Source organism: Streptomyces sp. NRRL S-455, assembly GCF_000717875.1.
Lineage (GTDB): Bacteria > Actinomycetota > Actinomycetes > Streptomycetales > Streptomycetaceae > Streptomyces.
On record NZ_JOCT01000005.1, the window covers coordinates 37,059 to 54,266 of the forward strand.

A 17,208-nucleotide genomic window follows, 5' to 3' on the forward strand; every position below is an offset into this window, starting at 1 on the left:
CGTCAGGCGGCCGGCACCGGCTCGAGCTGCCCGCAGAGGAACTGGGCCAGCTGCCGCACGGTCGGGTGGTCGTGGGTGAGCGAGGCCGGCAGGGGCAGCCGGAACGCCTGTTCCAGGGCGGCCTTGACCTGCTGGGCCATCAGCGAGTCCAGGCCCAGGGAGACGAACTCGGTGTTCGGGTTCAGTTCGTCGCCCTCCTCCAGGTGCAGGACGGCGGCGACCTTCTCGCGGACGACCCCGGTCATGGCGGCGGTCCGCTCGGCCGGTGGGAGGGCGGCGAGCGCGGTGAGGTCGAGGCCGGTGTCGTCGTCGGAGGCGTTGCGGGCGAGCCGGTCGTAGAACAGGTCGCCGGTGACGCTGCCCGCGACGTAGCGGTCCCAGTCGAACTCGCCGACCACCCGCTGGGTGCGGGGGCGTCCCCAGAGCCTGGCCAGGGTGTCCAGGGCGCGGGTCGGGGAGAAGAAGCGCACGCCGCTGCGTTCGATCTCCTGGCTGAGGTGCTCCTCCAGGCGGGCCGACATGCCGACCCGTGCCCAGGCGCCCCAGTTCACCGACAGGCCGGGCACGCCCCGCCGGCCGCGCCACTCGGCGAGGGCGTCGAGGGCGGCGCTGGCCGCGGCGTAGTGGCCCTGGGTGGCGCCGCCGAGGACCGAGGCGATCGAGGAGTAGGTGACGAAGAAGTCCAGCTCCGGGAAGGAGGACTGCGCGGCCTCGTGCAGCAGCCAGCCGCCGTACGCCTTGGCCTCCAGCTGGGCGTCGATGGCCTCCCAGGTGAGCTCGGCGATGAGCTTCTTGTCGTAGGCGCCTGCGGCGTGCACGATCCCGCCCACCGGGTGCGGGCCGGCGGCGAGGTGCCGCACCAGCCGCCGCACGTCCTCGGCGCGGCCGATGTCGGCCCGGACCAGGTCGAGTTCGGCGTGCTCGGCGAGCTCGGCGAGGACGGGGGCCGCCTCCTCGGTGGGCCGTCCGCTGCGGCTGACCAGCGTCAGGTGGCGGGCGCCGAGGGCGATCAGCTTCCGGGCGGTGACCAGGCCGAGACCGCCCAGACCGCCGGTGACGAGGTAGGTGCGGTCCGGGCGCAGGGCGGCCGGGACCTCCTCGGCGGGGGCGGCGGGCTCCGCCTCGGGGGCGTGAGGGAGGGTCACCCAGGACTGTCCCGACGGGTCCGACAGGGCCGTCCGCAGCGCCTCGCCGGTCTCGTCGAGGCGGAAGTGCCGGGCGCCGTCGTCCGCTTCGGCGGGCGGGGCGTGCACCACGGCCGCCGCGGGGACGGTGAGCGTGGAGCGGAACGTGCCGTCGTGGCGTACGAGGACGTCGTCGCCCGGCGCGAACCCGGTGCCCTCGGCCGCGGCGAGGACCGTGCCGGTGGCCGCGGTGCCGAGCAGCGGCGGGGGCTCCTCCTCCTCGCCGAGCAGTTCCTCGCGCTCCGCGCGGCCGGTGTCCAGGGCGGTGCGGGCGTCGCCGGCGGTCAGGCCGACCGACCGGACGCGGATCTGGACCTCGTCGGCCCCCGGGGGCACGTCCGTGGCGGCGACCAGCGCGAGGTCGGACAGGTCGCCCGAGTCGGGGGCGCGCAGTTCGAAGCCGCCGGACCAGGTGAGCGGGGCGTCGCCGGAGAGGAGCCGGCGGACGTAGCGGCGGCCCGGACGGTGGGCGACCTGGTACTCGCCGGGCGGTTCGGCGTGCCACTCCTCCAGCAGCGGGGTCAGGCCGCTGCCGGGGGCGACGTCGACCAGGGTGGCCCGGTACTGGGGGTACTCGGTGAGCAGCACCCGGCCGAAGCCCCAGAGCGTGGCGGCGGCCAGGTGTCCGCCGTCGCCGGCCGGGTCGCCGGGCAGCCACTGGGCCCCCTCGGTCACCAGCCACAGGCGGGGCGGCCGGGGGGTGCCCGTGGCGTCCAGCGCGGTGACCAGGGCGAGCAGTTCGCGGTAGTTCTCCTCGCACTCGGCGCGCAGCCGGTCGGCGGACATGGCCTGCGGGAGCTGCCGCCAGACGCGGCAGACGTCGGTGACGGTGGGGTCCTCCAGGGCCGCCTTGAGTTCGGTGAGGTCGGCGCCCCGGGTGACCTTCAGGCCGGGCCGTCCGGCGAGGTCGGCGGCGCGGGCCGGCGACGGGTCGAGCAGCACGACGTGCCGGGCGGGGGCGGTGGCCTGAGGTGCGGGCAGGGCGCGGCGGACCCACTCGGGGCGGTGCAGGAACCGGCGGCGGCCGGTGCTGCCCTCGGGGCGGGCCAGCCGGACGCCGAGCAGTTCGGCGACCGGGTCGCCGTTCTCCAGGAGCAGCACGTCGGCGGTGCGGCGGTCCTGGTCGCCGTGCACCCGGGCGAGGACGCGCAGCTCCTCGCCGCGAGGCTTGCGGAAGTGGCGGACCGAGGCGACGCCGCGGGGCACGAACACCGGGCCCTCGGGGTCGAGGACGACGCACGCCTGGACGGCGGCCTCCACGAGCTCCGCCGGCACGTGTTCGACGGCGGAGGCGTTCCGGCCGGTCAGCTCCCCGGTGACCAGGCCGTCGGCGTGCCGGGCGGCGCGCAGCAGCAGCCGCATCCGGGGGCCGTGCGGGCGGCCGACGGAGGCGAGGTCGGTGTAGATGTCCTCGTCGTCGATCTGCGTTCCGGCGGGGGCGAGGCCCGCGTCCAATTCGGCCAGTTCGGAGACGGGGACCACCGGTTCGGGGTCGGCGGCGATCATCGCGGTGGCGTGCACGTCCTCCTCCCCGCCGACGACCGTGAACACCGCCACCTCGGCGCCCCCGCCCGGAAGCGGCCGCCAGCGGGTGGTCAGGGCGGTCCTGGTCTCGGCGGGAACGTCGAGCGGCGCGAGCAGCCGGAGGTCGCGCACGGCGGACCGGGCGTGGCCCCGGACCGCGTCCTGGACCGCGAACAGCAGGTCGACGTAGGCGCCGGCGGGCAGGGTGGTGTGTCCGGCGTCGGCGAGGTCGGCGAGCGGGCCGAGGTCCTCGGCGGTGAACTCCGCGGTGAACTCCCGTACCCCCGAGGCGAAGCGCTCCTCCGTGCCGAGCAACGGGTGGCGGGCGGTGCCGCCCGCGGCGGCGCGGCGGGGTCCGGCGGCCGGCAGCCAGTAGCGCTTGCGCTGGAAGGCGTAGGTGGGCAGGTCCGCCTTGGCCGGCACGGCGTGCCCGGCGTGGTAGCCGGGCCAGGAGACGGTGAGTCCGGCGGCGTAGTACTCGGCGAGTGCGGTCAGGGTGGTGGTGGCCGTCCGGTCCCGGCGGCGCAGGCTGGCCAGCCACAGGTGGTCCTCGGCGGCGACGCCGCGCCGGGCGAGCGCGGTCAGCGCGGCCTGCGGGCCGACCTCGATCATGGCGTGCCGGCCGCGCCGGGCCACCGCGCGGATGCCGTCCAGGAATCGCACGGGTTCGCCGATGTGCCGCACCCAGTAGTCGGGGGTGGCGATGTCGCGGAACCGGGCGAGCCGTCCGGTCACGTTGGAGATCAGGCTGATGGCCGGCTCGTGGAACTCGATGCCGTCGAGTGCGGCGCGGAAGTCGTCGTAGACCTCGGCCATCTGCGGGGAGTGGAAGGCGTGCGAGACCGCGAGCCGGTCGACGCGCACGCCGCGCTCCTTGAGGATGCCGCAGACCTCGTCCAGGGCGGGGAGGGCGCCGGAGACGACGCACTGGTCGGGGGCGTTGACGGCGGCCAGGGCGAGGTCGGGACGGCTCTCCAGGAGCGGCTCGACATCCTCGACGGGGGCGGCGACCGCGGCCATGCCGCCCTCGGCGCGCACCGCCTGCATCAGCCGGGCCCGCGCGGCGACCAGCCGCACGGCGTCGGGGAGGCTGAACAGGCCGGCGACCGCGGCGGCGACGACCTCGCCGATGCTGTGCCCGACGAGCACGTTGGGGCGCACGCCCCAGGCCATCCACTGCCGGGCGAGGGCGTACTCGAGGGTGAACAGGGCGGGCTGGGTGTACTCGGTGCGGTCGATCGCCCCGGGGTCTTCGGCGGTGCCGAGCAGCAGGTCGCGCACGGAGCGGTCCAGGTGCTCCGCGAACAGCCGGTCGCACGCGTCGACGTGGGAGCGGAACTCCGGGAGGGCCTCGTAGAGGGCGGCGCCCATGCCGGCGTACTGGGAGCCCTGGCCGGTGAACATGAAGGCCGTCTTGCGGATGCCGCTGGGGCCCTCGTGGTCCTGGCCGGCCGCCCGGTCCAGGAGCCGGGCCAGGGCGGCGCGGTCGGCGACCGGGGCGGCGACGCGGTAAGGGTGGTGGGTGCGGGCGACGTTGGCGGTGTGGCAGAGGGCGTCGAGGGGGAGGTCGGGCCGCTCGTCGAGCAGCCGCCGGTGGTTCGCGGCCTGCTCGCGCAGGGCGGCGGAGCTCTTGGCGGAGAGGGTGAACAGCGGGGCGGCGGGCGTGCCGGAGGACTGCGGCGCGGGGCTCGCCTCCGGTGCCTGCTCCAGGACCACCGCGCCGATGGTGCCGGCGAAGCCGAAGCTGTTCACGACCGCGCGGCGCACCTCGGCCCGCCACGGCTCGCAGGCGGTCGGCACGCGCAGCGGGTAGAGGTCCCAGGGGATGCGCCCGGACGGGGTGGTGAGGTTCAGGTGCGGGTAGATGGTGCCGGAGCGCAGCTGCAGCACCGTCTTGATGACGCCGACGATGCCGGAGGCCGGCTCCATGTGGCCCAGGTTGGTCTTCACCGACGCGGTGAGCACGGGGTTGTCGGCGGTGTGCGACTCGGCGAACACGTCCCCGATGGCGCCGAACTCGATCGGGTCGCCGAGCGGGGTGCCGGTGCCGTGCGCCTCCACGTACTGGATGTCCTCGGGGGCGAGGCGGGCCGTGGCCAGCGCGGCGCGGATCACCTTCTCCTGCGCGGGGCCGTTGGGCACGGTCAGTCCGGCGCTGTCGCCGTCCTGGCCGACGGCGGTGCCGCGCACCAGGGCGAGCACCCGGTCGCCGTCACGCTCGGCGTCGGAGAGCAGCTTGAGGACCAGGACGCCGCAGCCCTCGGCGCGCGCGTAACCGTCGGCCGACTCGTCGAAGGTCTTGCACTGCCCGTCCGGGGCGAGCATCTGCGCGTTGGAGAACATCACCGGGATGCGCGGGTGGTGCAGGGCGTTGACGCCGCCGCACAGCGCGATGTCGGTCTCGCCGGAGCGCAGGGCCTGCACCGCCAGGTGCAGTGCGACCAGGGAGGACGAGCAGGCGGTGTCGACGCTCATGCTGGGTCCGCGCCACCCCAGGAAGTACGACAGCCGGCCCGACAGCGGGAACATCGTGATGCCGGAGGCCAGGTGGCCGTCCATCTCCTCGTACGGCAGGGACTCCAGCTCCAGCGCGTAGTCGATGGAACTGGCGCCGACGTAGACGCCGCCGTTGCCGCGGCGCAGCGGTGCCGGGTCGATGTTGGCGTGCTCCAGGGCCTGCCAGGCGGTCTCCAGCAGCAGGCGCTGCTGGGGGTCCATGTACCGGGCCTCCTTCGGGGAGATGTTGAAGAAGGCGGCGTCGAAGAGGTCCACGCGGTCGAGGAAGCCCCCGGCGGTGGTGTGGATCTTCCCCTTGTCCTCGGGGGTCTCGGGGGTGAACGCGGCCACGTCCCACCGGTCCTGCGGGATCGGGCCGATCCCGCTGCGCCCCTCCCGCAGGAAGGCGTCGAACTCGTCGGGCGAGGTGCTGCCGCCGGGGAATCGCAGACCGATTCCGACGATCGCGACCGGCTCGGGCGGCTGCTGGGATTCCGCACGCGGCATGGAGGGACTCCTTAGCTTTCCTGAGAGGAACTGTCCTGGACGGCCTGGGTCAGGTGGTCCACCAGATGGGCGACCGTCGGCTCGTTGAAGAGCACGTTGACGTTGATGGAGAGATCAAGGAGCCGCTCCAGGCTCTGCCGTATCTCGGTCAGCCGCAGTGAGGTGAGTCCGAGATCGAAATAGCTGATGTCGAGCGGGAGGTCCTCGGATTCGTCCATGAGGAGAACCGCCCTGAATTTCTTCAGGACGATCGACTCGATTTCTTCGGCGAGTTCGGCGCGCGGCAGATCACGCAGGCGCTGAACAGTGCTGTCGACGGGTGGCATGCGGTCATGCAAGCAGCGCAGGCTGACGCCCCACTGACGGACGGCGGGGCCGGCTTGGCTGAATCAGCCCCCTGTCAGCGCCGGGTCAGATTCCGCTGTCACGCTCGCACTGCTTCGAAAAATCCGCTCGCCAAAGGTGAAAGGCTGAAGATGCTTCGCGAAGCCGCGCAGGAGGAGAGTGCCGAGGCACCTTCCGATATCAAGAGCTACGACCTCTACATCGCGGGCAAGGACGTCGCGGGTGACGGGTGGGTGTACACCGTCAGCGGCCGGTCCCTGCTGGAAGACGTGTTCACGAGCGTGAGCCTGAAGCGCGCCCTGGAGCAGGACCCGGAGTCGGAGGCGGCCAGGCACCCGTACGTCGTCGGGCGCTGCGCGGTCGCGGACGACGGGTCCATCGACCTGGCCACGCAGGCCGCTGCCGCCGCCGCACCCGACTGGGCGGCCGTGCCGCTGGAGCGGCGGATGCGGCTGGGCACCCGGTTCCGCGAGGAACTCATCAAGCACCAGGACGAGTTCCTGCGCATGCTGGTCGCCGAGTCCCACCCGGTCAAGCTGGCCCGCTGGGAGCTGAGCTGCCTGCTGCAGATCTACTCCCCGGGCTCCCTGCGCTGGTACACCAAGCAGATGCGGGTGGAGAAGGAGTACGCCGGCCGCACGCTGGTGCTGCACCGCCAGCCCGACGGGGTGGTGGCCTTCAACCCGCCGCAGAACGCACCCCTGCCGAGCGCCGCCCTGTGCGTGCTGGCGCTGATGGCCGGCAACGCGGTGGTGGTGCGGGCGCCGCGCAGCATCGCGCTGAGCACCATGTGGCTGCTGCGGGACGTGGTGGCGCCGCTGCTGGAGGAGATGGACGCGCCGGCCGGGGTGCTCAACGCGGTGTGCAGCAACCCCAAGCAGACCATGGACCGCTGGATCGCGGACCCGCTGATCAACGACATCTTCTACATCGGCGGCAGCCAGGAGGGCCTGCGCTTCGAGCAGCAGTGCGTGGCGCACGGCAAGAAGCCGATCCTCGAACTGGCGGGGAACGACGGCATCGTGGTGTGGAAGGACGCCGACGTCAAGTGGGCGGCCGAGGCCATCACCGAGGCCTTCTACGGCTCCGGCCAGATCTGCATGGTGCCCAACTACGTGCTGGTGCACCCGGACGTCGCGGACAGCCTGATCACCGAGGTGAAGGAGCAGGTCAAGGGCATCCGGCCGGGCCTGCCCGAGGAGGAGGACGTGCTGCTGTCGCCGGTGCGGCGCAGCGAGCGGTTCTTCCGGCTGCTGCGGCAGGCGCTGGACAACGGCGCCGAGCTGGTCACCGGCGGCCACCGCACCGAACTGGACGGCACGCCCTCGGAGACGGGGGTGTTCCTCCAGCCGACGGTGGTGCGCGTGGACGGCCTGGACCGGGCGCGCACCTACGACGTGGTGCGCGAGGAGACGTTCTTCCCGCTGGTGCCGATCGTGGTCCCCGAGCGGGAGGACGACGACGCCCTCCTGGAGGCGTTCCTGCGCTTCGTCAACAGCAACGACTACGGGCTGCGCAACTCCCTGTGGTCGCGTTCCGACCACGTCATCGAGACCTTCGTGCGGCGGGTCGTCAACGGCGGCCTGCTGAAGGTCAACGACTCCCACATCGGCTTCCTGCCCTACCTGCCCAGCCACGGCGGCACCGGCCGCACCGGCGGCGCCTTCGGCGAGGCCAACTACCCGATGCTCAAGACCTCCCACGTGCAGGGCGTCAGCATCGCCCGCGGCGTCAGCCCGTACGACGCGGTGTTCGGCGCCTGACCGCCCTCCGCCCCTGAACCCCGCCGTTTCCGCTGGAGGCTTCCGTTGCGTTCCCTCGACCTCGCCCGCTCCGTCTGCGAGCGCTTCCATCCCGGTCTGCTCAAGGAGCTGGACCAGATCCCGTACACCGACCGCGAGCGGCCCGGCAGCCCGGTGATCGACCTGTTCCGCATCCACGGCGGGGTCGGTCTGCTGATCCCCGAGGAGTACGGCGGCCACGGCGCCGACGCCCTGGACGCGCTGCGGGTCCAGCTGGCCCTGGGCGCCGTGTCCCCGTCGCTGGTGGCGGCCGTGTCGATGCACCACTTCACCACCGCGATGCTGTACTCGCTGGCCGTCAAGGCGGGCCGGCTGACCGACGAGCAGACGGCCCTGCTGCGCCGGATCGTGCCCGACCAGCAGGTGATGGCGTCCGGCTGGGCCGAGGGCCGAACGGCGCAGAACATCCTCAAGCCGGCCGTGACCGCCCGCCCGGTGCGCGACGGGTTCCTGCTCACCGGCGCCAAGAAGCCGTGCAGCCTGTCCCGTTCGATGAGCCTGCTCACGGCGAGCGTCGCCATCCACGGCGACCACGGCGAGCCGGAGCTGGCGCTCGCCCTGGTGCCGGCCGACGCGCCCGGCCTGACCGTGCACCCGTACTGGGGCAACGACCTGCTGGCGGGCGCGGAGAGCGACGAGGTGCGGCTGGAGGACGTGTTCGTGCCGGCCGGCATGGTCGTGCGGGCCGGCGCCGACGACCCGCACCGTCTCGACGACCTTCAGGCGGCCGGGTTCGTCTGGTTCGAGATGCTGATCTCCGCCGGGTACGCGGGCGGTGCGCTGGCGCTGGTGGAGCAGGTGCTGGAGCGCGAGCGCGGCAGCGTGGCGGAGCGGGCCTCCCTCGCCGTGGACATGGAGACCGCGGTCGCGCTGCTGGAGGGCGTCGCGCGGGCGACCGGCCCGGAGCCCGGTGACGAGGAGTCGGTGGCCCGCGTACTGGTGGCCCGGTACGCCGTGCAGAACGCCCTGCCCGACATCGCCTCCCGCGCCCTGGAGCTGCTGGGCGGCCTGGACTTCATCCGCGGCTCCGGTCCGGCACAGGCCGCGGCCGCGCTGCGGGCCCTCGCCTTCCACCCGCCGTCGCGCGCCGCCGCCGCCGAGCCGCTGCTGCGCTGGTTCGACGGCGGCGAGCTCGTCCTCGCCTAGGGCCTGTCGTTTGGATCATGCCGGCGTCGCGGGGCGTGGCACGCACTCCCCCAAGCTCTTCGAGCAGGGGGGGACCCCCAGCCGCGTTGTCGTCGGTTGTCAACGCTCCGCGTTGCCGCCCTCCTCCGCCTTGCATCTGCACGCACCACGCCCCGCTCGGGTCGGCAGGGCCCCGGCCGCGGCACGGTCCCGGTCCTGTCCGCACCACCCCACGACCCCTTGGAGTGAGCCACACGTGACCGTCATCCAGGAATCCCCGGCGGCTTCGTCCGCCGACGCCGAGGCGGAGGTCCTCGGCCTGTACCGCGCGCATCTGAGCAAGGGCCGGGCCACGCTCGCCGAGCTGTTCGGCAGCCACATGGAGGTGGCGTCCGAGGGCGCCTGGCTCACCACCAGCGACGGTGAGCGCTTCCTCAACGCCGGCGGCTACGGCGTGTTCGTGATGGGCGCCCGCCACCCGATCGTGATGGAGGAGGTGGAGCGCCAGCTGCGCACCCACCCCACCGCGACCCGCATCCTGCTGGAGCCCACCGTGGCCCGCGCGGCCGAGGCACTGGTCTCGGTGCTGCCACCCGGTCTGGACCGGGTGCACTTCGCGCTGTCGGGGGCGGAGGCGGTGGAGACCGGCCTGAAGCTGGCCCGCGCGGGCGGTTTCAAGCGGACGGTCTCCATGCGCGGCGGCTACCACGGCAAGACCCTCGGCGCGCTGTCGGCCACCGCCAAGGAGGTCTACCAGCGGCCGTTCCGCCCGCTGGTGCCCGACTTCCTGCACCTGCCCTTCGGTGACGCCGACGCCCTGGAGGCCGAACTCGCCGCCCACCCGGGCGAGGTGTGCGTCATCCTCGAACCGGTCCAGGGCGAGGGCGGTGTGATCATCCCGCCGAAGGGCTACCTCAAGCGCGTCGAGGAGCTGGTGCGCGAGTACGACGGCTTCCTGATCCTCGACGAGGTGCAGTCCGGCTTCGGCCGGCTCGGCGAGTGGTGGGGCGCCGACATCGAGGGCGTCGTCCCGGACGTCCTGCTCGCCGGCAAGGCGCTCGGCGGCGGGGTGATGCCGGTCTCGGCGGCCGTCGCCACCCGCAAGGCCTTCCGTCCCTTCGACAAGGACCCCTACGTCCACACCGCCACGTTCTCCGGCCAGCCGGTGCTGATGGCCGCGGTCCAGGGCGCCATCCGCGCCGTGCAGGAGGAGCGCCTGGTCACGAGGGCGCTGGACCTCGGCGCCCGGCTGCTGCCGGCGATCACCGAGATCGCGCGCCGCAACATCCCCGACCTCGTGGTGGACGTGCGCGGCCGGGGCCTGCTGATCGGCGTCGAGCTCGTCGAGGCCGGGCTGGCCGGCGAGCTGCTGATCGAACTGTTCAACCACGGCGTGGTCGCCAACCATTCGATGAACGGCAGCTCGGTGGTGCGGTTCACCCCGCCCGCCGTGCTCGGCGACACCGACGTGGACTTCCTCCTCAACTCCTTCGACCTGGCCACCCGCGATCTCGTACGGGGCGCGGCCAAGATGCCGGAAGGCGGTAACTGATCGTGAGGCACGTCGAACTCGATGCCCTGATACCCGCGGAGCAGGCTGAGACGGTCCTGCACGCCGTACGGCGCTGGGAGCGGTACCCGGACCTGGCGCCCCACGTCAACGCGACCACGGTGCACGCCGCCTACCCCGACCCCGCCGCCTCCTCCAGCTGGGAGCTGCACTTCCGCAGCGGCCTGCTGCGCTGGACCGAGGACGACACCGTGCTGCCGGAGCAGGGCGAGATCCGCTTCGAGCAGTCCGACGGGGACTTCGACTCCTTCTCCGGGACCTGGTCGGTGACGCAGGACGGCGACGACGTCGCGGTCCGCTTCGACGCCGACTTCGACTTCGGCATCCCGAGTCTGGAGGGCATCCTCGACCCGATCGCCGAGCGGGTCATCAAGGAGACCGTGGCCTGGGCGCTGACCGGTCTGTTCCCCGCCGTGCGCATCAGCGGCGGCATCGAACTCACCCCGCCCGCCGCGGTCGGCGCCTAGCGCATCGGGGAGCTGCTGACCATGGACCAGGCAAACCCCTTCGAGACACCGCGCACGTACTCGCTGCACCGCGCCGAGTACCTGGTGGGCTTCGCCGTCACCACCGGCCTGATGATCGCCCACTTCGACGAGATCCGCTGGCTGCCGGCGATCGCCCTCTTCCTCTACATCGACCTGATCGGCTACATCCCGGGCGCGATCGCGTTCCGGCGCAGTGGCGGGCGGCCGATCCACAAGGCGTACTACGTCCTGTACAACGTGATGCACAGCCTCATCACCCAGGCCGCCGTGGCCGCGTTGTGGTGCTGGCTGGTGAAGCCGGAGTGGGCGCTGCTGGTGCTGCCCTTCCACCTCTTCGGCGACCGCGGGCTGTTCGGCAACTTCATGAAGTCCTTCGCGCTGCCCTTCGAGCCGGTCCGCCAGCCCGGCTACCTGCGGCTCCTGGACGACCTGGGCCTGCCGCACCCCAAGCCGGTCGGGCATGTGACGGACCCGGTGCCGGTCGGGCACGTCCCGGTCCGCACGCCGGTGGCGGCGCCGCGGGCGGACGCCGCCGCGGCGCAGGAGGACCCGGCGCAGGCCGTCGTGGCCGGAGAGTCCGCGGCCAGGCAAGCGGAGGCGCTGCGATGAGCACCGCGACCGTGACCGGCCCGCGCACGCGCCGGCCCGTCCGCCAGGACCCGGCCGAACGGCGCCGGGCGCTCTACCACCTGGCGTCCCCGGTGTCGGTGCTGACCACCGGCCCTGAGAGCCGGATGCACGGCACCACCGCGAGCACGGTCACCCTGGTCTCGCGCGAGCCGCTGCTCGTCGGCGTCGTGCTGCGGGCCGGGTCGTCCTTCGCGCGGCGGGCCGCCGCCGAGGGCCGGTTCGCGATCAACGTGCTGGGCGGTGACCAGGCGGAGGTGGCCCGCCGGTTCGCCGACAGCGGGCGCCCCGACGGCAGCGCCCAGTTCGCGGGCCTGGCCTGGACGGCGGACCCGTACGCGCAGGCCCCGCTCATCGCGGGCGCGCTCGCCCACTACACCTGCCGCTTCCACTCCGCCCACGCCGCGGGCGACAGCGAGCTGCTGCTCGGCCACGTCGTGCGCGCCAGGGCGGACGAAGGGCTCCCCCTGCTGAGTTACGCCGGCCGCCTGCACGCCGGCACCCTGCACCCTGCGAAGGAGGCCGCCGCGTCATGACGCAGTCCAAGGTACTCGTGGCCCCCGAGGCCGACTGGGACAAGGCACCCGGTCTGCTGGACGGGGCGAAGGAACTCACCCTCGGTCCCGAGGAGTGCGACCTCGCCTACTGGATCACCTCGGTGGCCCAGGGCACGCTGCGCGACCGCGGCGTGACCGGCCACCACGACGACGCGATCGTCCCGGACTTCCTGAAGGAGCCGGGCCCGCTGCGCGAGGCGCTGGTGCTGGAGTTCGGTCTGCGCGGGCTGTCCGAGGAGCTGGCCACCCGGCTGCTCGGCCACTACGTGTCGATCGCGCCCGGCATACCCGAGATGGAGTTCTACGCCACCCAGCTGCTCGACGAGGCACGGCACGCCCGGGTGTTCCGCAACCACCTGGTGGAGCTGGGCATCCCGGCCGACACGCTCCTGAAGAGCATCGACGAGATGGCCCGGGACTACCGCGCCCGGGTGCTGGACCCGGTGGTCGACTTCACCCTCGACATCGTCCGGGACCAGGCCGACTTCCCCGGCGGTGTCGCCGTGTTCGCCATCGTCATCGAGGGCGTGCTGGCACCGGCCGCCGAGCTGAGCGAACGCAAGTGGACTCCCCTGTCCCCGGCCACCGGCGAGATCTCCCGCGGCACCGCGATCGACGAGATCCGCCATCTGACGGTGGCCAGCACCATCCTGCGCGACCACGTGGCCGCGCACCCCGAGTACCGTCCGCGCCTGCTGGAGATCCTGCGGGCCGGCGTGCGGCTGTGGGACGAGATCCCCGACCGGGAGTTCGTGATCCACCGCGAGGAGCTGTTCCAGGAGGGCATGCTCCGGCACGCCGACCGGATCGGCGACTACGAGATCTGGCCCGGCGTGCGGATGCTCGACACCACTCCCGAGCAGCGCTACGACATGGCCGAGCGGTGGACCGACGAGATGGCCGAGGCCCGGATGGCCTACATGGGCCTGCCCCTGGAGGTCCTCAGCAGTCCGGGGCCGGGCGCGTGAGCACCCGACGGGCCGCCGTGGTCTGCGGGATCGGGTCGTACGTCCCGCCCGACGTGGTCACCAACGAGGATCTGGCCCGGCGCCTGGACACCTCGGACGACTGGATCCGCTCGCGCACCGGGATCGCCCGGCGCTGTGTGGTCGCCCCGGGCACGGCGACCAGCGACCTGGCGGTCGAGGCGGGCCTGCGGGCGCTGAAGTCGGCGGGAGACGCGCGGGCGGGCGCGGTGGTGCTGGCCACCACCACCCCGGACCAGCCGTGTCCGGCCACCGCGCCGCAGGTCGCGGCGCGGCTCGGACTCGGCGAGGTGCCCGCCTTCGACGTGGCAGCCGTCTGCTCCGGCTTCCTGTACGGCCTGGCCAGCTCGGCGGGCTTGATCGCCGCCGGGGTGACGGACCGGGTGCTGCTGATCGCCGCGGACGCGTTCACGACGATCATCAACCCCGAGGACCGCACCACGGCGGTGATCTTCGCGGACGGCGCGGGCGCGGTGCTGCTGCGGGCCGGCTCCCCCGGGGAGCCGGGCGCGGTGGGCCCGCTCGTGCTGGGCAGCGACGGCGGGCTGAGCCATCTGATCGAGGTGCCGGCCGGAGGGTCGCGGCAGCGGTCGTCCGGCCGGGAGCCCGCACCGGAGGACCGTTTCTTCCGGATGGTGGGCCGCGACACCTACCGGCACGCGGTGGAGCGGATGACCGCCACCTCCACCGAGGCGGCAGAGCGGGCCGGCTGGCGGCCGTGCGACGTCGACCGGTTCGCCGCGCACCAGGCCAACGCCCGCATCCTGGAGGCGGTCTCGGAGCGGCTCGGCATCCCCGGCGAACGGCGGCTGAGCAACATCGCACAGGTCGGCAACACCGGCGCCGCCTCACTGCCGCTGCTGCTGGCCGAGAGCGCGGCGGACGGACGGCTCACCGCCGGACACCGGCTGCTGCTGACCGCGTTCGGCGGCGGGCTGTCCTGGGGCGCGACCACGCTGGTCTGGCCCGAGGTGCAGACCGTCTGACGTCCCGTCACAAGCGGGGCCCGGGCCGGCCCCTCCAACAAGCGCTGTCCGACACAGCGGAGAACGGGCGCTTGCGCCTTCGAGAGAACTGTCGAAAGGAACCGACATGCTGGAGCAGCTCAAGGAAATCCTGTCCAACAAGCTCAAGGTGTCGCCCGAGGCCATCACCCCGGAGGCCACCCGGGAGGACATCGAGCTGGACTCGCTGGCCGTGGTGGAGCTGTCGCTGCTGCTGAAGTCCGAGCTCGGCCTGGACGTCAGCGACGACGACCTGCTGGAGGCGGAAACCGTGGCCGACATGGTCCGGCTGATGGAGGAGCGGAGTGCGAAGGTCTGATGGCCGGCATGGACATCGCCGTCACCGGGCTCGGCCTGGTCACCCCGGGTGGTATCGGGGTCGGGCCGAGCTGGGCGGCGGTCTGCGACGGCAGGCCGGCCGCCGCCCTCGATCCGCTGCTGACGGATAACCCCGTACGTATCTCCTGCCGGGTGCCCGGCTTCGACCCCGAGCGCCTGCTGAGCGCGCGGCGGGCCCACCGCCTGGACCGGTTCGTCCAGTTCGCGCTGGTCGCCGCGCACGAGGCGGTGGCCGACGCGGGCCTCGATCCGCAGACGTGGGACGGGGCGCGGGTGGGTGTGGTGCTGGGCTGCGCGGACGGCGGCCCGGGCACCGTCGAGGAACAGCACCACGTGCTGCGCGAGCAGGGCGCCGACCGGGTCTCGCCGCTGTTGCTGCCCATGCAGCTGCCGAACATGCTGGCCGGGCAGACGGCCATCGAGTTCGGGGCGACCGGGCCCAACCTGGTGGTGGCCACCGCCTGCGCCTCGGGCGCGACCGCCATCGGCACGGCCCGGGACCTGCTCGCCCTGGGCCGCTGCGACATCGTCCTCGCGGGCGGCAGCGAGGCCATGGTCACCCCACTGGTCATGGCCGGCTTCGCCCAGATGGGGGCGCTGTCGAAGCGGCACGACGACCCGGCCTCCGCGTCCCGGCCGTTCGACGCCGACCGGGACGGCTTCGTCGCCGGGGAGGGCGCCGGCATCCTCGTCATGGAACGGGTGGCGGACGCCCGCGCCCGCGGCGCCCATGTGCACGGCCGGATCATCGGCTACGGCGCCACCGCCGACGCCCACCACATGACGTCGCCGCACCCCGACGGCGCGGGCATCGAGGCCGCCGTCCGCGCCGCGCTCGCCGACGCGGGCGCGGACCCGGACGACGTCCAGCACGTCAACGCCCACGGCACGTCGACACCGCTGAACGACCTGGCGGAAGCCCGCATGATCGGCCGGACGCTGCGCGGGGACCCGCTGGTCACGTCCACGAAGGGAGTCACCGGACACCTGCTCGGCGCGGCCGGGGCGGTCGAGGCCGCCTTCACCGTGCTGAGCGTCGAGCACGAACTCGTGCCCCCCACCGCCAACCTCGTCATGCCCGACTCGAGGATCGACATCAAACTCGCCCAGACCGCCACCTACATGCCCATCGACCTCGCCCTGAGCAACTCCCTGGGCTTCGGCGGCCAGAACACGGCCCTGGCCATCGCCCCGGCCTGAACGGCCCGGGCACGTACCGGCAGCCGCCCGCGGAGCACCTCCGCCGGGCGGCTGTTCCCGTGCGGCACCCGGCCGCACGGCGCCCGCCCCGCCGGTCCGCGGGCCACCCCACCCCGCCCCACGTCAGGAGTCCACCGTGCACGATCCCCAAGAACTGCTGAAGGACGGGCCGCAGGCCGTACGGCGGCTGGCCCGCCGCCGGCACGACCTCGACCCGGCCGCGCTGGCCGACGCCCTGCGCGAGCGCAACGGCGCGCAGGCGGAGGTGACCCGGCTGCGCACCGAGCTGAACCGCACGGCCAGGGCCCGCCGCTCCGGCCCGCCGACCGAGGAGGAGAAGGCGTCCGCCCGGGCGCTGCGGGCCGAGGTGCAGCGGGCCGAGGCCGCCGCCCGCACGGCCGCAGCACACCTGACCGAGCTGCTGCTCTCCGTCCCCAACATCCCCCTGGACGCGGTCCCGGACGGCGACTCGGAGAAGGAGGCCGTGGAGATACGCCGGGGCGGTCCCGCTCCTCGTCCGGCGGACGGCGCCCGCCACCACGCCGACATCGGGGAGTCCCTCGGCATCCTCGACGGCCCGGCCGCGGCCCGGCTGTCCGGTGCCCGCTTCACCGTCGCCCGCGGGGCCGGGGCACGACTGGAGCGGGCCCTGCGCGACTTCCTCCTCGACCTGCACACCCGCGAGCACGGCTACACCGAGCAGTCGGTGCCGTTCCTGGTCGGCCGCGACACCATGACCGGGACCGGGCAGCTGCCCAAATTCGAGGACGACCTGTTCCGCACCCAGGTCGGTGAGCGGGAGTTGTTCCTGATCCCCACCGCCGAGGTCCCGCTGACCAACCTGGTGGCCGGACGGCTCCTCGACTCCCGCTCGCTGCCGCTGGCCTTCACCGCCTGCACGCCGTGCTTCCGGGCGGAGGCCGGGGCGTACGGCCGGGACACCCGCGGCATCCTGCGGCTGCACCAGTTCGAGAAGGTGGAGCTGGTGCGCGTCTGCGCCCCCGAGGACGCCCCGGCGCAGCTCGAACTCATGGTGAACCACGCCGAGGAGTGCCTGAAGCGCCTGGAACTGGCGCACCGCGTGGTGCTGCTGCCGGCCGGCGACCTCGGGTTCTCCGCCCGGATGACCTACGACGTCGAGGTGTGGCTGCCGGGCAGCGGCTCCTACCGGGAGATCTCCTCGGTCTCCGACTGCGGCACCTTCCAGGCGCGTCGCGCGGACATCCGCGTCAAGCGGCCCGACGGGAGCAGGACGCCGGCGGTCACGCTGAACGGCTCGGCGCTGCCGATCGGCCGCACGGTCGCCGCGCTGCTGGAGCAGGGCGTGCGGGAGGACGGCTCGGTGGTGCTGCCCGAGGCCCTCGTCCCGTACACCGGCTTCCGCCGGATCCTGCCGGGCGGGGACACCGCGTAGGCGCCGGCGGGCGCCACCGCGAAGGGGCGGGAGCCGGGTC

At 73.5% G+C, this 17,208-nt stretch carries 13 protein-coding genes; 11 read left to right on the top strand and 2 right to left on the bottom strand.

Going from position 1 to position 17,208, the window contains the following annotated elements; all coding sequences use genetic code 11:
- Window positions 1-2: 2 nt before the first annotated feature.
- Both IE97_RS0109675 and IE97_RS0109680 read right to left on the bottom strand, forming a co-directional pair.
- Window positions 3-5,711 (bottom strand): type I polyketide synthase, encoded by a 5,709-nt coding sequence (locus tag IE97_RS0109675; RefSeq protein ID WP_030234902.1) that lies wholly within the window; start codon window positions 5,709-5,711, stop codon window positions 3-5.
- An 11-nt stretch (window positions 5,712-5,722) separates the two neighbouring features.
- Window positions 5,723-6,037 (bottom strand): acyl carrier protein, encoded by a 315-nt coding sequence (locus tag IE97_RS0109680; RefSeq protein WP_030234905.1) that lies wholly within the window; start codon window positions 6,035-6,037, stop codon window positions 5,723-5,725.
- Window positions 6,038-6,187: 150 nt separating this feature from the next.
- Between IE97_RS0109680 and IE97_RS0109685 the strand changes: the two genes are divergently transcribed.
- The 11 genes from IE97_RS0109685 to serS all read left to right on the top strand — a co-directional run bounded on the left by IE97_RS0109685 (window position 6,188) and on the right by serS (window position 17,168).
- Window positions 6,188-7,819, top strand: a complete 1,632-nt coding sequence (locus IE97_RS0109685) for an aldehyde dehydrogenase family protein (protein WP_030234908.1) — start codon at window positions 6,188-6,190, stop codon at window positions 7,817-7,819.
- 45 nt (window positions 7,820-7,864) lie between these two features.
- Window positions 7,865-9,004 carry an acyl-CoA dehydrogenase family protein gene (locus IE97_RS0109690; RefSeq protein ID WP_030234911.1) on the top strand — a complete coding sequence of 380 codons (1,140 nt, stop codon included), beginning with the start codon at window positions 7,865-7,867 and terminating at the stop codon, window positions 9,002-9,004.
- A gap of 235 nt (window positions 9,005-9,239) precedes the next feature.
- A complete protein-coding gene (locus tag IE97_RS0109695) occupies window positions 9,240-10,535 on the top strand; it encodes an aspartate aminotransferase family protein (protein WP_030234915.1) in 1,296 nt (431 codons plus the stop codon).
- Window positions 10,536-10,537: 2 nt separating this feature from the next.
- A complete protein-coding gene (locus IE97_RS0109700; protein WP_030234920.1) occupies window positions 10,538-11,020 on the top strand; it encodes a type II toxin-antitoxin system RatA family toxin in 483 nt (160 codons plus the stop codon).
- A 21-nt stretch (window positions 11,021-11,041) separates the two neighbouring features.
- Window positions 11,042-11,650, top strand: coding sequence for a hypothetical protein (locus IE97_RS0109705; protein WP_030234924.1), 609 nt, complete (start codon window positions 11,042-11,044; stop codon window positions 11,648-11,650).
- Window positions 11,647-12,204: a flavin reductase family protein gene (locus IE97_RS0109710; protein WP_030234929.1), complete on the top strand. Its 558-nt coding sequence runs from the start codon at window positions 11,647-11,649 to the stop codon at window positions 12,202-12,204. Before IE97_RS0109705 ends, IE97_RS0109710 begins: the two co-directional genes overlap by 4 nt.
- Window positions 12,201-13,193: a VlmB-like protein gene (locus tag IE97_RS0109715; RefSeq protein WP_030234932.1), complete on the top strand. Its 993-nt coding sequence runs from the start codon at window positions 12,201-12,203 to the stop codon at window positions 13,191-13,193. The genes IE97_RS0109710 and IE97_RS0109715 overlap by 4 nt, the downstream gene beginning before the upstream one ends.
- Window positions 13,190-14,197: a beta-ketoacyl-ACP synthase III gene (locus tag IE97_RS0109720; RefSeq protein ID WP_030234935.1), complete on the top strand. Its 1,008-nt coding sequence runs from the start codon at window positions 13,190-13,192 to the stop codon at window positions 14,195-14,197. The genes IE97_RS0109715 and IE97_RS0109720 overlap by 4 nt, the downstream gene beginning before the upstream one ends.
- A gap of 106 nt (window positions 14,198-14,303) precedes the next feature.
- The gene (locus tag IE97_RS0109725; protein WP_018888444.1) at window positions 14,304-14,534 is read left to right on the top strand and encodes an acyl carrier protein; all 231 of its coding nucleotides are present in this window, start codon (window positions 14,304-14,306) and stop codon (window positions 14,532-14,534) included.
- Window positions 14,534-15,754: a beta-ketoacyl-[acyl-carrier-protein] synthase family protein gene (locus tag IE97_RS0109730; RefSeq protein ID WP_030234941.1), complete on the top strand. Its 1,221-nt coding sequence runs from the start codon at window positions 14,534-14,536 to the stop codon at window positions 15,752-15,754. The genes IE97_RS0109725 and IE97_RS0109730 overlap by 1 nt, the downstream gene beginning before the upstream one ends.
- A gap of 136 nt (window positions 15,755-15,890) precedes the next feature.
- Window positions 15,891-17,168 (top strand): serine--tRNA ligase, encoded by a 1,278-nt coding sequence (serS, locus tag IE97_RS0109735; protein WP_030234944.1) that lies wholly within the window; start codon window positions 15,891-15,893, stop codon window positions 17,166-17,168.
- Window positions 17,169-17,208 lie beyond the last annotated feature (40 nt).